Here is a 17,886-nt window from a genome sequence, read left to right as displayed (position 1 = left end):
CTAGGCCGGAGTCGCGGGTCGGGTCGGGCCTTGACAGCCGCCTCCCCGAGGTGGCAGCGCGGGCACCGAGCGGCTGGCGTGGCCCCGGGGCCCCACCGCGCCTCCCCGGGGCCCGCGGCGGTGCGCGCCGCCCGCACCGCGCCTCCTACCGGGCCGGCAGCTGCTTGCTCCAGACTCCCTCGTGCTCGAGCGGGACGAAGCCGACGGCCTCGTTCACGTCGAGCATCGGGCGGTTCTCCTCCGCGTTGAAGGTGATGACGGCGGGGTGCCCCGGGCGCTCGGCGGTGAGCAGGTCGGTGGTCGCGACCTTGAGCAGCCAGCCGAGCCGGTGCCCGCGGTGCTCGCGCAGCACCAGGGTGTCCTGCTGGAAGGCGGGCGACGCGAGGTCGGCCGGGGCCGCCAGCTGGCTGAAGCCGACCAGGTGCCCCGACGGCACGTGCTCGACGACGGCCGTGAAGCGGGTGCGGGGGCCGGCGAGCGCGAGCTCCTCCTCGTCGCGGAAGCGCTCGGCCGTCCAGACGTCCTCGGGCTCGGGCACGCCGCCCGCGGGGGCGTCGGTGCTCATGCGCGTCTCGAGCAGGGCCAGGTCGGCGAGCCAGCGCTCGGGCGAGCGCCCGACCCACGAGTGCAGCCGGTAGTCGTCACCGGCGGAGGCGCGGGCCCGGTCTCGGATCTCGCCCAGCGCCTCCTCGTCCGGCGGCAGCGCGAGGCGGCTGCAGCGCATCACCTGGCCGAGCTGCCACCCGCGGCCGCGCAGGAACCGCACCTCGACGTTCGTCGCGGGCACCGAGCCGGCGCCGGTCGGCGGGGTCAGCCGGGGCTCGCCGTCGCCCCGCGACCGCACGTAGGCGATCAGCTGGGTGCGCCCCTCGGCAGCGGCGAGCGCCTCGAGGTGGTCGGCGAGCACGGTGCCGAAGCCGCGACGGCCGACCTCAGGCAGCACGCAGACGTCCAGCCACGCGGTGCCGGCGGCGTCGCCGGAGCGCCGCGTCTCGTAGTCGCCGACCGCGACGACGACGCCGTTCTCGCGGAGGACGAACCGGCGGCGGTCGGACCACGTCGTGTCGAGGTAGCCGGTGAGCAGCTCGGCGGGGCTCCACGACAGCTCGTCGCTGCCGACGGCGGCGCGCCGGACGGCGTTCTCGACCTCGACCGACTCGACGAAGTCGGCGGCGTCGGGCGCGTCGATGCTCGCCGGGACGACGACCTGCTCGACGACGGCGCCGGTGTGGGGGTGCGTGGTTCGGACGGTCGCCGCGGCGGTGTCGGCGGTGCCGGCGGGGATGCTGGCGGGGGTGCCGCCGGGGCGGGGCCCGGTCGGCTCGGGGGTGCTGGTGCTGGGGGTCATGTCGGCCCTCGGCCGCAGGGGCGTGCGGCGGTGCGCGCCGCCCGGTGGGCAGCCGACCAGACTAACGCGTCCGGTGCGCGGAGTCGAGGGGGTGGTCGTGACCGTGGCCGGCGGGTCCGCGTCCTCCTGGGCCACCGCCTCCCCGAGGCCGGCGGGTCCGCGTCCTCCTGGGCCACCGCCTCCCCGTGGCCGGCGGGTCCGCGTCCTCCTGGGCGGGCCCGCGCCCACCCGCCGGGGAGGACAGCGACCCGCCGCAGGGGTAGACCGGAGCGATGACCGACCACTCCGAGCTCCTCGCCCGCCACGACCTCGAGCGCTTCGTCGAGGCCCAGGAGGCGGACGGCACCTTCGACCGCGCCCTCCGCGAGCTGCGGAACGGGAACAAGCGCACCCACTGGATGTGGTTCGTCTTCCCGCAGGCGGCCGGCCTGGGCACGAGCGAGACGTCGCGTCGCTACGCGATCGGCTCGATCGGGGAGGCCCGTGCCTACCTGGCGCACCCGCTGCTCGGCCCGCGCCTGCTCGACAGCGTCGACGCCCTGCTCGACCTGCCCGGCGACGACGCGGTGGCGGTGCTCGGCGACGTCGACGCGACGAAGCTCCGCTCGTCGCTCACCCTCTTCGCCCAGGCGGACCCGTCCGAGCGACGCTTCTCCGACGCGCTCGCGAAGTTCTTCGACGGGCAGCTCGACCCGGCCACGCTCGAGCACCTCTGAGCGCGGGCGCTCCGCCCGCCGCTGCCGCACGCGCGGCACGCGGCACGCCCAGCCGGCGCCGCTAGCCTCGCAGCATGAGCGTCTACATCGCCGGCTGCGGAGACCTGGGCACCGAGGCAGGGCTGCGGTTCGCCGCCGCCGGGCACCGGGTGGTGGGCCTGCGGCGCCGCGCCGAGCTCGTGCCCGCGCCCCTCGAGGGCCGTGCCGTCGACCTCCGCACGGAGACCCCCGTCATCGACGACGACGCCACGGTGGTCGTCGTCGCCCTGGCCGCGGGCAGCCGCGACCCGGACGAGTACCGGGCGACCTACGTCGACGGGCTGCGCCGGGTGCTCGACGCGATCGAGGCCTCGGCGGCCGACCCGCGACTCCTCGTGGTGTCGTCGACCGCCGTCTACGACGTCGACGACGGCAGCGTCGTGACCGAGGAGACCCCCGCGACGGGCGCGAGCCCGACGGCGGCGGTGCTGGTGGAGGCGGAGGCGCTGCTCCGGGAGCGCGCACCGCACGCGACCCTGCTGCGGCTCTCGGGCATCTACGGCCCCGGCCGGGAGCGCCTGATCGAGCAGGTGCGCGGGGGCGAGGCGACCCTCGCCGAGCAGCCGGGAACGTCGCCGCACACGAACCGCGTGCACCGTGACGACGCCGCGGCCGCCATCGTCCACCTGGCCGGGCTCGCCATGATCGGGCCGGTCTACCTCGTCACCGACGACGAGCCGGTGCGGCTCGACGACGTGCTGACCTTCCTCGCCGCGGAGCTGGCCGTCGAGGCCCCCGCACCCGCGCCTCCCCGGGGTCGTCAGGCCGGCGGCGACAAGCGCCTGTCGAACGCGCTGCTGCGCGCGACCGGGTTCTCGTTCACCTACCCGACCTACCGCGACGGCTACCGCGCTGTGCTGGCGGGCGCGGGCACCCGGCACGACTGACGGGCGGGCCGCCGGGCGGTCACGAGACGCGGCCGGCGGACCCGCCGACGAGGGCGCGGTGACCGCTCGGCAGCGCGGTCACCAGCGGGGGTGCACCTGATCGCGGAAGTACTGGTCGTAGATGCGGACGACCTCGGAGTCGAGGCCCTCCTCCAGCTCGACGTCGCCGGCGGCCGCGTTGGCCCGGGCCTGCTCGACGTTGCGGGCGCCGGGGATGACCGTGCTGACGCCGGGCTGGTCGACGATCCAGGCGAGGGCCGCCTGCGGCACCGTGACGCCCTCGGGCACCGACTCGGCGAACTCGCGCGCCGCGGCGACGCCCTGTTCGAAGTCGACGCCGCTGAAGGTCTCGCCCTGGTCGAAGGCCTCGCCGTGGCGGTTAAAGCTGCGGTGGTCGTTCGCGGCGAAGGTCGTCTCGGTCGTGTACTTGCCCGAGAGCAGGCCGCTGGCCAGGGGCACGCGGGCGATGATGCCGACCCCGGCGCGCTGGGCGGCGGGCAGCACCTCGTCGAGGGGCTTGAGCCGGAAGGCGTTGAGGATGATCTGGACGGTCGAGACTCCGGGGCGGGCGATGGCGGTCAGGGCCTGCGCGGTCTCTTCGACGCTGACGCCGTAGGCCGCGATCGCGCCGTTCGCCACGAGCTCGTCGAGGGCGTCGTAGACGGCGTCGTCGGAGTAGACGGCCGTCGGCGGGCAGTGCAGCTGGACGAGGTCGAGCGTGTCGACGCCGAGGTTGCGCCGCGAGCGGTCCGTCCACGCGATGAAGTTCTCGCGCACGTAGTTCGAGGGCACCTGGTCGGCGCGGCGGCCCATCTTCGTGGCCACGGTCAGCGGCACGTCGGGGTTCGCGGCGTGGAACGTGCCGATGATCTGCTCGCTGCGGCCGTCGCCGTAGACGTCGGCGGTGTCGAAGAAGGTGACGCCGGACTCGACGGAGGCGTCGAGCACCTCGAGAGCGTCGCTCTCGGAGACGTCGCCCCAGTCGGCGCCGAGCTGCCAGGTGCCGAGGCCGATGACGGAGACTTCGCGGCCGGTGCGGCCCAGGGTGCGACTGTGCATGGGGACGAGCGTAGGCGTCGCCGCCGACATCGGTCCGCCCGGCCGGTCGGGAGGGGCCGCCGAGGCCCTCCGGCCGGCCCTGCTCAGCGCCTCGTCGTCGCGCGCCCGTCCGCCGCCCGCCGCACGGCCGCCCGCACGATCGCCCAGGCGACGGCGACCAGCACGAAGGCGGCGAAGAGCAGCACGACCCCCACGCCGACGCTGCCCTTGGCGAGCGAGACGAGGCCGACCACCGCGGCGATCGCCGACAGGAAGCCGAGCACCCGGGCCGTCGCCGCCTGGGCGCGACGCGCGAGGCGCGACCGCGTGGGGCCCGCCACCTCAGCCGAGACGACGCGCGGCGTCGCCCGCTGCCGTGAGGGCGGAGGCGAGCTCCCGCTCCGACTTCTCGCGCGCCTCCGCCGGCATCGCGAGCAGCTCGCTGAGCGTGAGGTCGGTCGTGATGACCTCGACCGCCATGCCGAGCGCCCCGCCGAGCACCTGCTGAAGCACGGGCACGGCGTGGTCCCAGCCGGCGGTCGGCGTGCCCGCGTCGTAGGCGCCGCCGCGGCTCGTGACGACGACGGCCGGGCGGCCCGCCATCGGCTGCTGGTCGTCGCCGTCGAGCGGCGCCGTGACCGAGGGCAGGTGGACGTTGTCGATCCAGGCCTTGAGCGTCGACGGCACCGTGTAGTTGTAGAGGGGAGCGCCGACGAGCACCACGTCGCTGGCCACCAGCTCGGCGATGAGCTCCTGCTGCAGGGCCTCCGCGGCCGAGTCGGGCGACGCGCCCGCCGGGCGCAGGCGCGGCGGCCAGTGCAGCGCGGCGTCGGCGAGGTGCGGCAGCGGGTCGGCGTGCAGGTCGCGGCGGGTGACGGTGTGGTCGTCGCCGAGCGACCGCCACGCGGCGGCGAACGCCGCCGTGATCGCCCGCGAGCGCGAGGCCCCCAGGTCGGCGGACGAGTCGAGGTGCAGCAGGTTCGGCATGCGACCACCGTAGCCGCGGCCGCCCGGCCGGTTGTCGGGGGTGCAGGGCAGGATGGCCTGCACGATGACCGACGTGCTCGAGAAGTTCTCCCCCGCGACCCGCGAGTGGTTCCGCGGCGCCTTCCCGGCGCCCACGCTCGCCCAGGTCGGGGCCTGGGAGGCCATCAGCGCGGGCGACGACGCCCTCGTGATCGCGCCGACCGGGTCGGGCAAGACCCTCGCGTCGTTCCTCTGGTCGATCGACACGCTCGCCAGCGGGCCCGCCCCCGAGGCGCGCGAGCACCGCACGCGGGTGCTCTACATCTCGCCCCTCAAGGCCCTCGGCGTCGACGTCGAGCGCAACCTCCGCTCGCCCCTCGTCGGCATCACGCAGACCGCGCGACGCCTCGGCATCGAGGCGCCCGAGCTGACCGTGGGCGTGCGGTCGGGCGACACCTCGTCGGGCGACCGCCGCCTCCTGCAGCGCACCCCGCCCGACATCCTCATCACGACCCCCGAGTCGCTGTACCTGATGCTCACCTCCGCGGCCCGCGAGAACCTCAAGGGCGTGCACACCGTCATCGTCGACGAGGTGCACGCGGTCGCCGCCACCAAGCGCGGCGCCCACCTCGCGCTCTCGCTCGAGCGCCTCGACGGGCTGCTCGACAGGCCCGCCCAGCGCATCGGGCTCTCGGCGACGGTCCGCCCGCCGGAGGAGGTGGCGCGCTTCCTCTCCGGCCGCAAGCCCGTGACGATCGTGAACCCCCGGTCGGAGAAGAACTTCGACCTCAAGGTGGTCGTGCCGGTCGACGACATGACCGAGCTCGGCACGGCCGCGCCGCTCGAGGGCTCCGCCGCCGGGTCGGCCCCGCAGGGCTCGATCTGGCCGCACGTCGAGGAGGGCATCGTCGACCTGATCCTCGACCACCGGTCGACGATCGTCTTCTCGAACTCCCGCCGGTTGGCCGAGCGCCTCACGGCCCGCCTCAACGACATCTACCTCGAACGTACGGGCGGTGACGAGGCCGTCGCCGAGTCGAGGTCGACCACGGTCGGTCGCGAGCTGGTCGCCGTGGGCGCGGTCGCCGGGGCGGTCGGCGACGAGGCCGACGTGGCCGTCGACCCCTTCGCGCCGGCCGCACCGGCTGTCCTTAAGCGGAACCCCGCGGTCGGAGGCGGCGCTCCCGCCCAGCTGATCGGCGGCAGCGGGCAGACCCAGGGCTCCGAGCCGCTGCTCGCCCGCGCGCACCACGGCAGCGTGTCGAAAGACCAGCGCGCCATCATCGAGGACGACCTGAAGAGCGGGCGCCTGCGCTGCGTCGTCGCCACCAGCTCGCTCGAGCTCGGCATCGACATGGGCGCCGTCGACCTCGTCATCCAGGTCGAGTCGCCGCCGTCGGTCGCCAGCGGCCTGCAGCGCATCGGCCGGGCCGGGCACCAGGTCGGCGAGACCTCGCGGGGCGTGATGTTCCCGAAGCACCGCGCCGACCTCATCCACTCCGCGGTCGCGGCCGAGCGCATGGTCGCCGGCCTGATCGAGGAGCTCCGGGTGCCGACGAACCCGCTCGACGTGCTCGCCCAGCAGACCGTCGCCGCGGTCGCGCTCGACGAGATCGACGCCGACGAGTGGTTCGACACGGTGCGCCGCAGCGCCCCCTTCGCGACCCTGCCCCGGTCGGCCTACGACGCGACCCTCGACCTGCTCAGCGGCAAGTACCCCTCCGACGAGTTCGCCGAGCTGCGGCCCCGCATCGTCTGGGACCGCGTGCACGGCACGCTGACCGGCCGACCCGGTGCTCAGCGGCTCGCCGTGACGAGCGGCGGCACCATCCCCGACCGCGGCCTCTTCGGGGTCTTCATGGTCGGCGAGAAGGCCGCCCGCGTCGGCGAGCTCGACGAGGAGATGGTCTACGAGTCGCGCGTCGGCGACGTCTTCGCGCTCGGCGCGACGAGCTGGCGCATCGAGGACATCACGCACGACCGCGTGCTCGTCTCCCCCGCCTACGGCCAGCCCGGCCGCGTCCCGTTCTGGAAGGGCGACGGCATCGGCCGCCCCGCCGAGCTCGGCCGCGCGATCGGCGGGTACCTCCGCGAGCTCGCGGGCTCGTCGGCCGACGACGCCGCGGCGCGGGTCGCGGCCGGCGGCCTCGACGAGCGGGCCGCCAAGAACCTCATCGCCTTCATCGCCGAGCAGCGCGAGGTCGCGGGCCACGTGCCCACCGACACGACCCTCGTCGTCGAGCGCTTCCGCGACGAGCTCGGCGACTGGCGCCTCATCCTCCACTCCCCCTACGGCATGCAGGTCCACGCGCCCTGGGCCCTCGCGGTGTCGGCCCGCATCCGCGACCAGCTCGGCGTCGACGGCGGCGCCATGGCTGCCGACGACGGGATCGTCGTGCGCATCCCCGACACCGACGCCGAGCCTCCCGGGGCCGAGCTCTTCCGCTTCGAGCCCGACGAGCTCGACGACATCGTCACCGAGGAGGTCGGCGGCTCGGCGCTCTTCTCCTCGCGCTTCCGCGAGTGCGCGGCCCGTGCCCTGCTCCTGCCCCGGTACAACCCCGGCCGTCGGTCGCCGCTCTGGCAGCAGCGCCAGCGGGCCTCGCAGCTGCTCGACGTCGCGCGCAAGTACCCGCAGTTCCCGATCGTGCTGGAGGCGGTGCGCGAGGTCCTGCAAGACGTCTACGACCTGCCCGCCCTGATGAGCCTCACCCGCGAGCTCGAGACCCGCGCCGTGCGCGTCGTCGAGACCGAGACCGAGGTGCCGTCGCCCTTCGCGCGCTCGCTCCTCTTCGGCTACGTCGCGGCGTTCATGTACGAGGGCGACTCGCCCCTCGCCGAGCGCCGGGCGGCCGCGCTCTCGCTCGACTCCACCCTCCTGCAGGAGCTCCTCGGCCGCGCCGAGCTCCGCGAGCTGCTCGACGCCGACGTCATCGACCAGCACGAGCTCGAGCTGCAGCGGCTCGCGCCCGACCGTCGCGCCCGCGACGTCGAGGGCGTCGTCGACCTGCTCCGCCTGCTCGGGCCCCTCACCACCGCCGAGATCGTCGAGCGCAGCTGGCTGGCCGAGACCGCGGGGTCGGCGGCGGCGGAGCCCGACGACGAGGCTCGCGGCAAGCTCGAGGCCGCGCTGACCGACCTCGCGCGGTCGAACCGCGTGCTGCGGTTCACGCACGCCGGCGTCGAGCGCTGGGCCGGCATCGAGGACGCCTCGCGCCTCCGCGACGCCCTGGGGGTGGCCCTGCCCATCGGCGTGCCGACCGCGTTCGTCGAGCCCGTCGACGACCCGCTCGGCGACCTCGTCGGCCGGTTCGCCCGCACCCACGCTCCGTTCACGCCGCTCGCCGTCGCCGAGCGGCTCGGCCTCGGCACCGCCGTCGTGCTCGAGACCCTGCGCCGGCTCGGCGTGCAGCGACGCGTCGTCGAGGGCGAGTTCCGGCCGAAGCACCAGGGCAGCGAGTGGTGCGACGCCGAGGTGCTGCGCCGCCTGCGCAGCCGCTCGCTCGCGGCGCTCCGCCACGAGGTCGAGCCCGTCGCTCCCGACACGCTCGGGCGCTTCCTGCCCGCCTGGCAGCACGTCGCCACGGGCACCAAGGGCAGCGGCCTGCGGGGGCTCGACGGCGTCGTCCAGGTCATCGACCAGCTCAGCGGGGTGGCGTTGCCGGCCTCCGCGTGGGAGTCGCTCATCCTGCCCGCCCGCGTCACGGACTACTCCAGCGGCATGCTCGACGAGCTGACCGCGACGGGCGAGGTCATCTGGTCGGGCTCCGGCAGCCTGGCCGGCAACGACGGCTGGGTCAGCCTGCACCTCGCCGACGGCGCCCAGGTCACCCTGCCCGAGCCGCTCGGCACCGACACCGACGAGCTGCAGCGCGAGGTGCTCGCCGCGCTGGCGGGCGGCGGCGCCTACTTCTTCCGCCAGCTCTCCGACGCGGTGGGCAGCACCGACGACGACGCCCTGGTCACCGCCATCTGGGATCTCGTCTGGGCCGGGCAGATCACGAACGACACCTTCGCCCCGCTCCGCACCCAGGTCGGCGGCAAGGCGCCCCGGCCGCGCACGCCGACCCGCTCGCGCTCGTCGTACCGGAGCCGCGGGCGCGTCACGATGCCCCGGCAGGCGGGGCCGCCGACGGTCGGCGGGCGCTGGTCGCTGCTGCCGCTCGCCGAGCCCGACGCGACGGTGCGCGCCGCCGCGATGGCCGAGATCCTGCTCGAGCGGCACGGCGTGGTCACGCGCGGCGCGGTCGCCAACGAGGGCGTGCGCGGCGGGTTCTCGACGGTCTACAAGGTGCTGAGCGGCTTCGAGGAGTCAGGCCGGGCACGGCGCGGCTACTTCGTCGAGGGGCTCGGCGCGGCGCAGTTCGCCACCGGCCCGACCGTCGACCGGCTGCGCTCGTTCGTGCGCGACGAGACCGACCGCCGCGACGACGACGCCCTCGCCGCCGCGGGGCGCGGGCGCGAGATCCCCGTCGTGACGCTCGCGGCGACCGACCCCGCGAACCCGTACGGCGCCGCGCTGCCCTGGCCGGGGCAGGCGCCCGAGGGCGTGCTCGACCCGACCCCCGGCGGGAGGCCGTCGTCGACCGGTGGTGCGACCGCGGCCGGTGGCGGCACGGCCGACGCCACGGCGAGCTCGGCGACCGCGACGGGCGGTGCCGGTGCCGGCGCCGGCGCCGGCGCCGGTGCCGGCGGCGCGACCACCGCCTCCGCAGCGTCGGCCCCCGCCGGCAAGAAGAAGGCCGGCCACCGGCCCGGGCGCAAGGCCGGGTCGCTCGTCGTGCTGGTCGACGGCCGTCTCACGATCTACGTCGAGCGCGGGGGCAAGACGATCCTCACCTTCGGCGAGCCCGACGACCGAGAGCTGGCCCTCGCAGCGGGCTCGCTCGCCTCGGTCGTGCGCTCCAGGCTCGGCAAGCTCGCGGTCGAGCGCGTCGACGGCGAGTTCGTGCTCGGCACCCCGTTCGGCGACGCCCTGCGCGACGCGGGGTTCGCCCCGACGCCCAGCGGCGTCCGGCTCAGGTCGTAGGGAGCACCGATGCCCGAGGGAGACACCGTCTACCGCGCCGCGAAGAACCTCGACGCGGTGCTGCACGGCCAGACGCTCACGGCGAGCGACTTCCGGGTGCCCGCGTTCGCCACGGTCGACCTCAGCGGCGAGGTCGTCGACGACGTGATCAGCCGCGGCAAGCACCTGCTGCACCACATCGGCGGCCTGACCCTGCACACGCACCTCAAGATGGAGGGCTCCTGGCACATCTACCGCCGGGGCACCCGCTGGCGTCGCCCCGCGCACCAGGCGCGCGTCGTGCTCGAGACCGACGAGTGGGTGACCGTCGGGTTCGACCTCGGCGTCGTCGAGCTCGTCGAGCGCGACCCGGAGGACAGCGTCACGGCGTACCTCGGCCCCGACCTGCTCGGCCCCGACTGGGACGCCGGGCGGGCCCTGGCGAACCTCGAGGCCGACCCGGCCCGCGAGGTGGGTCTCGCGCTGCTCGACCAGCGGGTGCTCGCCGGCGTCGGCAACGTGTACCGGGCCGAGATCTGCTTCCTCCGCGGGGTGCTGCCCACCCGGCCCGTGGGCGAGGTGGCGAACTGCGCGAAGATGATCGACCTGGCCCACCGCCTCATCGTCGCCAACAAGGACAGGGTCGAGCGCACCACGACCGGGACGCTCCGCGGCACGACCGACTGGGTCTACGGCCGGGCCGGCAAGCCCTGCCTCCGCTGCGGCACGAAGATCCTCCGCGGCGAGCTCGGCGAGTCCGAGCTCGAGCTGCGCGACACCTACTGGTGCCCGCGCTGCCAGACCTGAGCTGACGTGATCTGACCCGACCGGCCTGACCTGACCGGACGGGACCTGACCGGACCTGAACCGGCTCGATCCGGGCTGACTGCCCGACCGGGCCCGACCCGACCGGGCCGACCCGCGACTCCCCCCGCCTTCGTGACGAACCGTGACGCTCACGCGGGTCACGCCGAGGAGGCGACCGTACAGTCGGCAGCACCCGGTCCGCACCCGACGCGGACCCGCCAGGAGGTCGTCATGACGTCATCGTCCATCGCCGAGCAGGTCAGCACCTTCAACGAGGGCTTCACCGCGCAGATCGGCCCCGAGCTCTCGGCCGTCTTCGACGCCGAGCAGCAGGCCCTCACCGCCGCCGGCCGCCCGGACGACGCCGTCGGCGTCGGCGACCAGCTGGTCGACGCGACGCTGCTCACGCCCGAGGGCGCCGAGGTGTCGCTCGCGACCGTCGTCGGCGAGGGCCCCGCGGTGCTCGTCTTCTACCGCGGCGCCTGGTGCCCGTACTGCAACCTCACGCTCAAGACCTACCAGGAGCAGCTGCTGCCGACCCTCCGTGACCGCGGCGTCGGCCTCGTCGCGATCAGCCCGCAGACGCCCGAGGGCTCCGAGCTCGCGACGAGCAACGGCAGCCTCGACTTCCCCGTGCTCTCCGACCCGGGCAACGTTCTCAGCCGCGCCCTGGGCATCGTCACCGAGCCGACCGCCGAGGCCCGTGCCGCCCACACGCAGCTGGGCTTCGACGTCGCCGACAGCAACGCCGACGCGACGGGCGACATCCCCTTCCCCACGGTGCTCGTGGTCGACGGCGACGGCCGCGTCGTGTTCGCCGACGTGCACGTCGACTACACGACCCGCACCGAGGTCGACGAGGTCGTCGCCGCGCTCGACCTGCTGCCGTAGCGCGGGGGCGCCCCCGTCATCGCGGTGCCCCGTCCTGGGTCCTGCCTCCGCTCGGGGGCCCAGGACGGGGCACCTCCATGCCGAGTAGAGCTCAGGAGGCGCGCTGCGGCTCCCGGCGGAGCACCAGCTCCAGCCCGTCCACCTCGTCGACCTGCTCGCCCACCAGCACGAAGCCGTGCGACCGCGCCAGGGCCAGCGACGGCGCGTTGTCGGGGCTGACGCTCGCGCGCACCGACCGCACGGCGGGAGCGGCGTCGCAGAACGCGAGCACCGCCTCCAGCACCTGTGCCCCGACGCCCCGGCCGCGCAGCTCGGGCAGCACCGTGTACGACACCCCGACCTCCCCGTCGGCGTCGGGTCGGCCGTGGAAGCCGGTGTGGCCGACGACCTGCCCGTCACGGGTGGCGACCCAGGCGACCCAGGGCTCGTCGCGCTCGTCGGCGAGGATCTGCTCGAGGCGGATCGCCCAGAGCCACCCGTCGTCGAGGAAGGCCGTCGGCAGCTCGACGCCGATCGCCACCGACGCGAGGGCCAGGTCGCCCGCGACGAGCGCGTCGACCGCACGCAGGCCGAGGGGCCCCACGGCGACGGCGTGCCGCCGTGCTGCCGGGGGCCCCTCGGGTGTCGTCATGCGGTCAGCCTAGGGCGGGCCCGCTACTGCTCTCCGCGCCCCACCCGAGAGTGGCGACGGCCGTAGGCGAAGTACACGACCACGCCGATCACGAGCCACACCGCGAAGCGCGCCCAGGTGAGCGTCGTGAGGTTGAGCATGAGCCACACGCAGAGCGCGGCCGAGAGGATCGGCAGCACCGGCGACCACGGCACGCGGAAGGCGCGCGGCAGGTCGGGGCGCTGGCGGCGCAGCACGATCACGCCGATGCTCACCAGCACGAAGGCCGAGAGGGTGCCGATGTTGATCATCTCCTCGAGCACGCCGACGTCGGTGAGACCGGCGATCAGCGCGACGACGACGCCGGCCAGCACCTGCACGCGCACGGGCGTGCCGCGCTTGGCCGAGGTCTTGGCCAGGCCGCGGGGCAGCAGGCCGTCGCGGCTCATCGAGAAGACGATGCGGGCGAGGCCGAGCAGCAGCACCATGATGACGGTGGTGAGGCCGATCAGGGCGCCGACCGCGATGACCTTGGCGGCCCAGTCGACACCGACCAGCTCGAACGCCGTCGCGAGGTTCGGGGTCTCGCTGGCGGCGAGGTCGCGGTACGACACCATTCCGGTCAGCACGATCGCGACGAGCACGTAGAGCAGCGTCACGATGCCGAGGCCGAGGAAGATGCCGCGGGGCAGGGTCTTCTGCGGGTCCTTGACCTCCTCGGCGCTCGTCGCGACGATGTCGAACCCGATGAAGGCGAAGAAGACGAGCGAGGCGCCGGCCAGCAGGCCGAAGACGCCGTACTGCGCGGGGGCCGCGCCGCTGAGGAAGGAGAACAGCGACTGCGTCCACGCGTCGGTGCTGCCCTCGCCCGTGCGGGGCTGCGAGGCGGGCACGAACGGCGTGTAGTTCGAGGCCTTGACGAAGAAGAACCCGACGACGATCACGAACAGCACGATGCCGACCTTGATCACCGTGAAGACGCCGCCGACGCGCGAGCTGAGCTGCGTGCCGAGCACGAGCAGCACCGTGAAGACGGCGACGATGAGGAAGGGGCCCCAGCTGAGGTCGACCGGCCCGAGGGCGATCGTGTCGGGCAGCGGCACGCCGAACTGCTCGAACACCGTGCTGAGGTAGATGCCCCAGTACTTGGCGAGCACGGCGGCGCCGGTGAGCGTCTCGAGGATGAGGTCCCACCCGATGATCCAGGCGAGGAACTCGCCCATGGTCGCGTAGGTGAAGGTGTACGCGCTGCCCGCGACGGGGATGGTGGAGGCGAACTCGGCGTAGCACATGATCGCCAGGCCGCAGGTGACGGCGGCGAGGATGAACGAGATGATGACGCCCGGCCCGGCGAAGTTCGCGGCGGCGTTCGCGCCGACCGAGAAGATGCCGGCGCCGACGGCGACGGCGATGCCCATCAGGGTCAGGTCGGTGACGCCGAGCGAGCGCTTGAGCTTGCTCTCGCCCTCGAGCGAGTCCTGGATCGAGGCCTCGACCGACTTCGTGCGCCAGAGGCTGCGCGACCCGGGGCCGTGGGTGGGTGCGGTCATGTCGTCTCCTCGCTCGACCTGCGCCGCCCCGGCCGGAGCGACCCGCCATGCTACCCAGCAGACGGGCCTCGTGACGACGGGGCGGCCGGGCTGGGTCGGCTCCGTGGTGCGGGCTGCACCGCGACTCCTACGATGGCCGGGTGGACGACGACGAACGCGGGGCCTGGCAGCCGACCCCACCGCCGCGCCCCGACGTCGCGTGGGAGTCGCGGGTCGGCCAGGGCGGCGGGCCCGGCCCCGCAGACGCCCGCGCCCGCACCGTCGGCCCCGAGCCGCACGCCGGCGCCGACGCCGCCGGCGATGCCGCCGCCGCCGCCACCGCGGACGGCACGTCCCCTCCGCCGCCCCCGTCGCGCCTCGCCGCCTCCGCGGCGTCCGTCGCCGCCGCCGCCCGCGCCGGCTGGGCCCGCCAGGGACGCGGCCGCCGCCTCGCCCTGGCCGGCGTCGCCCTCGTCGCCGCGACCGTGCTCGTGACGACGGGCGGCGTGCTCGCCCGCCCGAGCTGGGCGCCCCTCGCCGCCCCCGGGGCCGCCGTCGACGAGCTGCGCGGCCCGCCCGTCGCCAGCCTCTGGCGCACCGACCTCGGCGCGGCCTTCGACCTCGACCTCTCCGACCAGTGCACCTCGCTCGAGGTGGTCGCCGACGTCGGCACCGACGACGTCGTGGTCGGCACGCGCTCCCAGGGCTACGGCGACGGCTCGCCCTGCGGCGGCACCGGCGGCCGCCTGCTGCGGCTCGACACCCTCACCGGCGAGCTGCGCTGGGGGCTCGACCTCGGCGCCGAGCTCGGGCTGGCCGTCACGGGTGCCCGCGTCGCGGTCGCCGCCGGCGGCGACACGGCCCTCGTCTCGGCCGACGGCGTCTGGGGGCGCACCTCCGGCACCGTCGCCCGGGTCGACACGACCGACGGCCGCGTCGTCGAGCGGCTCGACGACGCGGCCGCCGGGCTCGCCCCCGGCACCCTGCTCGAGGCGCTCCAGGTCGAGGGCGACGCCGTGCTCACGTCGGCCACCGACCTCGACCGCTACGACCCGGGCGGGGGCCTCGAGCTCGGCCCGGGCGACGCCGACCGGCTCACCCTCTTCGCCGCCGACGACCTGTCGCGACCGGTCTGGTCGGGGCTCGGCGTGAGCGCCACGCAGGCCTGGCTGCTGGGCGGCACGCTGGTGGCGCAGCTCGTCGACCCCGCGGCCTTCGCCGTCGACGCGGAGGACGCGGTGGCCGACGCCGTCTGGTCGACCGTCGACGTGGGCACGGGCCAGGCGCAGCCGCTGCCCGGCGAGGCGCGCGACCTCGGCAGCGTCGAGGCCTGGGGCGACCGGCTCGTGCTCGGGCGGCAGGTCTCGTCGGCGGGCGACTCGGTCGTCTCGCTGGTCGACCCCGTCGAGGGCCCGGTCTGGTCGCGCGACCTGCCGCCCGGCACCTGGACCCGGCTCAGCGCCGGCTGCCTCGTCGTCTCGGACGACTCGGGCACCGTGACCTGCGTCGACCCCGACACCGGCCGCGCGCGGTGGAGCCGCGAGCTCGGGACGGACGACGCGGGCTCGCCCGGCAGCTCCGGCCTGACGGTGAACGGCTGGGTGCTGCCCGGGTCGGGCACGCCCGAGGAGTCGGTGGTCGTCTCGACGGCACCCGGCCAGATCGAGGAGTCGTCGGAGGGCGAGACCGACCCCGTGTGGATCGTCGACCCGGCCACGGGCGAGACCCGCCTCGACCTGACGCTGCCCTCGGCGTCGGTGGTGGTCGCGGCCTCGCGGACGACCGGCTACGCCCTGCGCAGCTGGTGGAGCTCCGACTCCCCGCCCGCGGTCACGGCCTTCGACCTCGCCGACGGCCGGACCCTCTGGACGCACGAGATCGGCACGACCGGCTCGCTGTCGCCGTTCTGGCGCCGCACCCTCGTGACCGTCGACGACGGCGTCGCCCGGGGCCTGGCCGACGACGTGCGCCTGCCCGGCTGACACCGCCGGCGGGAGCGCTCAGCGCACCAGCATCGGGAAGACGAACACCGCGAACAGGAAGAACGCGGCCATCACGGCGAAGAGCACGTACGTGCCGCGGCCCACGGCGGCCTGCCCCTGGGCCTCGCGGCGGCGCATCACGCGGCGGCGGTAGACGACCTGGAGCACGATCAGGACGACCGCGGCGACGGTCAGGATCGTGACGACGAGGGCTTCGATGGGACTGCTCCGTTCGGGGGCGGCGGGCTGCCAGCCTACCGGCCGCGGCCCGGGCGACCGGTGGGCTCGTACGATGGCGCTGCACGAGGAGGCGCGGTGCGCGACCCCGAGGACGGAGGGCCAGGTGACCGAGGCTCCGTGGCGCCCGCCCCGCCCGCCCCGCGGCGACGACCCCTGGTCGGCCGGCGCCGACGACGCCCGCCGGGCCGAGCCGACCGCCTCCGCCGCCCCGGCCCCCGACGACGCCCGCCCGACCGGTGCCGCCCGCCCCGCCGACCGCGACGCGACCCGACGGCCGTGGCCGCGCCTCCTGCGGGGCCCGCACCGCGCCTCCCGGGGCCGTCGCCTGCTGCTCGCGGCCGGCGCGACCCTCCTCGCGACGACGCTCGTCGTCACGGCCGGGGTCGTCACGCAGCCGCGCTACCCCGTCGGGCGGCCGCTCGGCGGCGTCGTCGTCGACGAGCTGCGCCGGCTGCCGTCGCCCGAGGGCTGGGTGCTGACGCCCGACCGGCTGGGCGTCGAGGGGGTCGACACGGCCTGCCTCGACTACACCGTCATCGGCCGGGTCGGCGGCGGGTCGCCCGACCTGCTCGTCGCCACGAGCACGCAGCTGACCACCGTGCTCGGCGTCTGCGACGACCGCGACGGCCTCGGGGAGCGCGTCGCACGGCTCGACCCCGGCACGGGCACCGTGCGCTGGTCGCTCGACTCGGACGCGGTGGGAGGCGGCGGCGGGGCCCTGCAGGTCTGGCCCAGCACCCGGCGCGGCGACCTGCTGCTCAGCACCGGCGCGTTCGGGGGCTTCGGCGTCTCGGAGTCCGGCTTCGCCCGCGTCGACCTCGACACCGGGGAGCTGCTCGAGGTGCAGGCGACCGACGCCGGGCTGCGCCGCGTCGTCGACGCGAACGACGACTGGGTGCTCGTCCGCACCGACCCCGACCGGAGGGGCGACCGGGGCACGTCGTTCGTCGACGGCGACTCGCGCAGCCGGCTCGAGCTCTTCGCGCGCGACGACCTCGACGCGCCGACCTGGTCGGGGTCGACCTCCGACCAGGAGGACGTCGTGCTGCTCGACGACGCCGTGCTCGTCTTCGCCCGCGGAGCGGCCGTGCGGGTGGACGCCGCGAGCGGCGAGACGAGCGCGTGGGGCGACCGCTGGCGCACCCCCGTGACGCCCGTGCGGCGGGGCGAGCTGCTCACCGTCGACTCCCCCGGCTCGGACGGGCGCGTCGACACGGCCGAGCTCGTGGTCTACGACCTCGACGGCACCGAGCTCTGGCGCCGCCGGCACGACGCCGACCGCACGCCCGTGCTCTCGGGCGGGTGCGTCGTCTTCTCGGGGCGGGACGCGCTGTCGTGCGTCGACCGGCTGACCGGCGACGAGCGCTGGAGCGTGCCGCGCGACGACGACGACCGGGGCGTGCCGATCGTGCTCGAGCCCCCGGTCGGCCAGAGCGGGCGCGACGCCTTCGTGCGGACGTTCGTCCGGGCGCCGTCCGGCGACGACGACGGAGACCGGGTCGTGGCGATGATCGACGACGCCACGGGCGAGCAGCTGCTCGAGGCGGCCGTGCCGAACGAGTCGACCATGGAGCGCGCGTCGGAGTCGGTCGGCTACGCCTTCTCGCTGCTGCGCTACGCGAACACCGGCGACCTCGTGGGCCGCTCGGTGACCGCGTTCGACCTCAGCGACGGCCGGCGGCTCTGGCGCGCGGAGCCCGACGAGCTCGGCGTCGACGACCTGCAGTTCTGGGGCGGGGTGCTGGTGGGCATCGGCCGCGACGGCACCGTCCGCCGCTTCGGCGACCCCGTCCGCCTGGTCGGCTGACCGGGCGGACGGGGGGAG

At 75.5% G+C, this 17,886-nt stretch carries 14 protein-coding genes; 7 read left to right on the top strand and 7 right to left on the bottom strand.

What is annotated here, in order from left to right:
* Nucleotides 1-145: 145 nt before the first annotated feature.
* Nucleotides 146-1,348, bottom strand: coding sequence for a GNAT family N-acetyltransferase (locus IFT45_RS14255; protein ID WP_192128958.1), 1,203 nt, complete (start codon nt 1,346-1,348; stop codon nt 146-148).
* A 272-nt stretch (nt 1,349-1,620) separates the two neighbouring features.
* On the opposite strand from IFT45_RS14255, the gene IFT45_RS14250 reads away from it, so the two are divergent.
* Both IFT45_RS14250 and IFT45_RS14245 read left to right on the top strand, forming a co-directional pair.
* The gene (locus IFT45_RS14250; protein ID WP_192128956.1) at nt 1,621-2,064 is read left to right on the top strand and encodes a DUF1810 domain-containing protein; all 444 of its coding nucleotides are present in this window, start codon (nt 1,621-1,623) and stop codon (nt 2,062-2,064) included.
* A 74-nt stretch (nt 2,065-2,138) separates the two neighbouring features.
* Complete coding sequence (locus IFT45_RS14245; protein ID WP_185230457.1) at nt 2,139-2,990, top strand: NAD-dependent epimerase/dehydratase family protein; 852 nt, start codon at nt 2,139-2,141, stop codon at nt 2,988-2,990.
* Between the two features lie 78 nt (nt 2,991-3,068).
* Here IFT45_RS14245 and IFT45_RS14240 read toward each other — a convergent pair whose 3' ends face one another.
* The 3 genes from IFT45_RS14240 to IFT45_RS14230 all read right to left on the bottom strand — a co-directional run bounded on the left by IFT45_RS14240 (nt 3,069) and on the right by IFT45_RS14230 (nt 5,015).
* Nucleotides 3,069-4,049, bottom strand: coding sequence for an aldo/keto reductase (locus tag IFT45_RS14240; RefSeq protein WP_192128954.1), 981 nt, complete (start codon nt 4,047-4,049; stop codon nt 3,069-3,071).
* Between the two features lie 83 nt (nt 4,050-4,132).
* The gene (locus IFT45_RS14235) at nt 4,133-4,369 is read right to left on the bottom strand and encodes a hypothetical protein (protein WP_056057598.1); all 237 of its coding nucleotides are present in this window, start codon (nt 4,367-4,369) and stop codon (nt 4,133-4,135) included.
* A gap of 1 nt (nt 4,370) precedes the next feature.
* A complete protein-coding gene (locus IFT45_RS14230) occupies nt 4,371-5,015 on the bottom strand; it encodes an FMN-dependent NADH-azoreductase (RefSeq protein WP_192128952.1) in 645 nt (214 codons plus the stop codon).
* A 64-nt stretch (nt 5,016-5,079) separates the two neighbouring features.
* Here IFT45_RS14230 and IFT45_RS14225 point away from each other — a divergent pair, with 64 nt between their 5' ends.
* The 3 genes from IFT45_RS14225 (at nt 5,080) to IFT45_RS14215 (ending at nt 11,700) form a co-directional block, all read left to right on the top strand.
* The gene (locus tag IFT45_RS14225; RefSeq protein WP_192128950.1) at nt 5,080-10,023 is read left to right on the top strand and encodes a DEAD/DEAH box helicase; all 4,944 of its coding nucleotides are present in this window, start codon (nt 5,080-5,082) and stop codon (nt 10,021-10,023) included.
* A gap of 9 nt (nt 10,024-10,032) precedes the next feature.
* The gene (locus IFT45_RS14220; protein WP_192128948.1) at nt 10,033-10,809 is read left to right on the top strand and encodes an Fpg/Nei family DNA glycosylase; all 777 of its coding nucleotides are present in this window, start codon (nt 10,033-10,035) and stop codon (nt 10,807-10,809) included.
* Nucleotides 10,810-11,040: 231 nt separating this feature from the next.
* Nucleotides 11,041-11,700: a peroxiredoxin-like family protein gene (locus IFT45_RS14215; RefSeq protein ID WP_056057606.1), complete on the top strand. Its 660-nt coding sequence runs from the start codon at nt 11,041-11,043 to the stop codon at nt 11,698-11,700.
* Between the two features lie 91 nt (nt 11,701-11,791).
* On the opposite strand, the gene IFT45_RS14210 is transcribed toward IFT45_RS14215, so the two are convergent.
* Nucleotides 11,792-12,331 carry a GNAT family N-acetyltransferase gene (locus IFT45_RS14210; RefSeq protein ID WP_192128946.1) on the bottom strand — a complete coding sequence of 180 codons (540 nt, stop codon included), beginning with the start codon at nt 12,329-12,331 and terminating at the stop codon, nt 11,792-11,794.
* 23 nt (nt 12,332-12,354) lie between these two features.
* Complete coding sequence (locus IFT45_RS14205) at nt 12,355-13,860, bottom strand: APC family permease (protein WP_056057609.1); 1,506 nt, start codon at nt 13,858-13,860, stop codon at nt 12,355-12,357.
* 140 nt (nt 13,861-14,000) lie between these two features.
* On the opposite strand from IFT45_RS14205, the gene IFT45_RS17920 reads away from it, so the two are divergent.
* Complete coding sequence (locus IFT45_RS17920) at nt 14,001-15,821, top strand: PQQ-binding-like beta-propeller repeat protein (RefSeq protein ID WP_192128945.1); 1,821 nt, start codon at nt 14,001-14,003, stop codon at nt 15,819-15,821.
* Nucleotides 15,822-15,839: 18 nt separating this feature from the next.
* On the opposite strand, the gene IFT45_RS14195 is transcribed toward IFT45_RS17920, so the two are convergent.
* On the bottom strand, nt 15,840-15,989 hold the full coding sequence (locus IFT45_RS14195) for a hypothetical protein (RefSeq protein WP_185230473.1): 150 nt from the start codon (nt 15,987-15,989) through the stop codon (nt 15,840-15,842).
* Between the two features lie 175 nt (nt 15,990-16,164).
* Here IFT45_RS14195 and IFT45_RS14190 point away from each other — a divergent pair, with 175 nt between their 5' ends.
* A complete protein-coding gene (locus IFT45_RS14190; RefSeq protein WP_192128944.1) occupies nt 16,165-17,868 on the top strand; it encodes a PQQ-binding-like beta-propeller repeat protein in 1,704 nt (567 codons plus the stop codon).
* Nucleotides 17,869-17,886: the final 18 nt, after the last annotated feature.

It is taken from the genome of Frigoribacterium sp. CFBP 13707 (assembly GCF_014842245.1).
GTDB classification, from domain to species: domain Bacteria; phylum Actinomycetota; class Actinomycetes; order Actinomycetales; family Microbacteriaceae; genus Frigoribacterium; species Frigoribacterium endophyticum.
The sequence above is the reverse complement of the archived record's forward strand: the minus strand, read 5'-3'. Positions and strand labels throughout refer to the sequence as shown.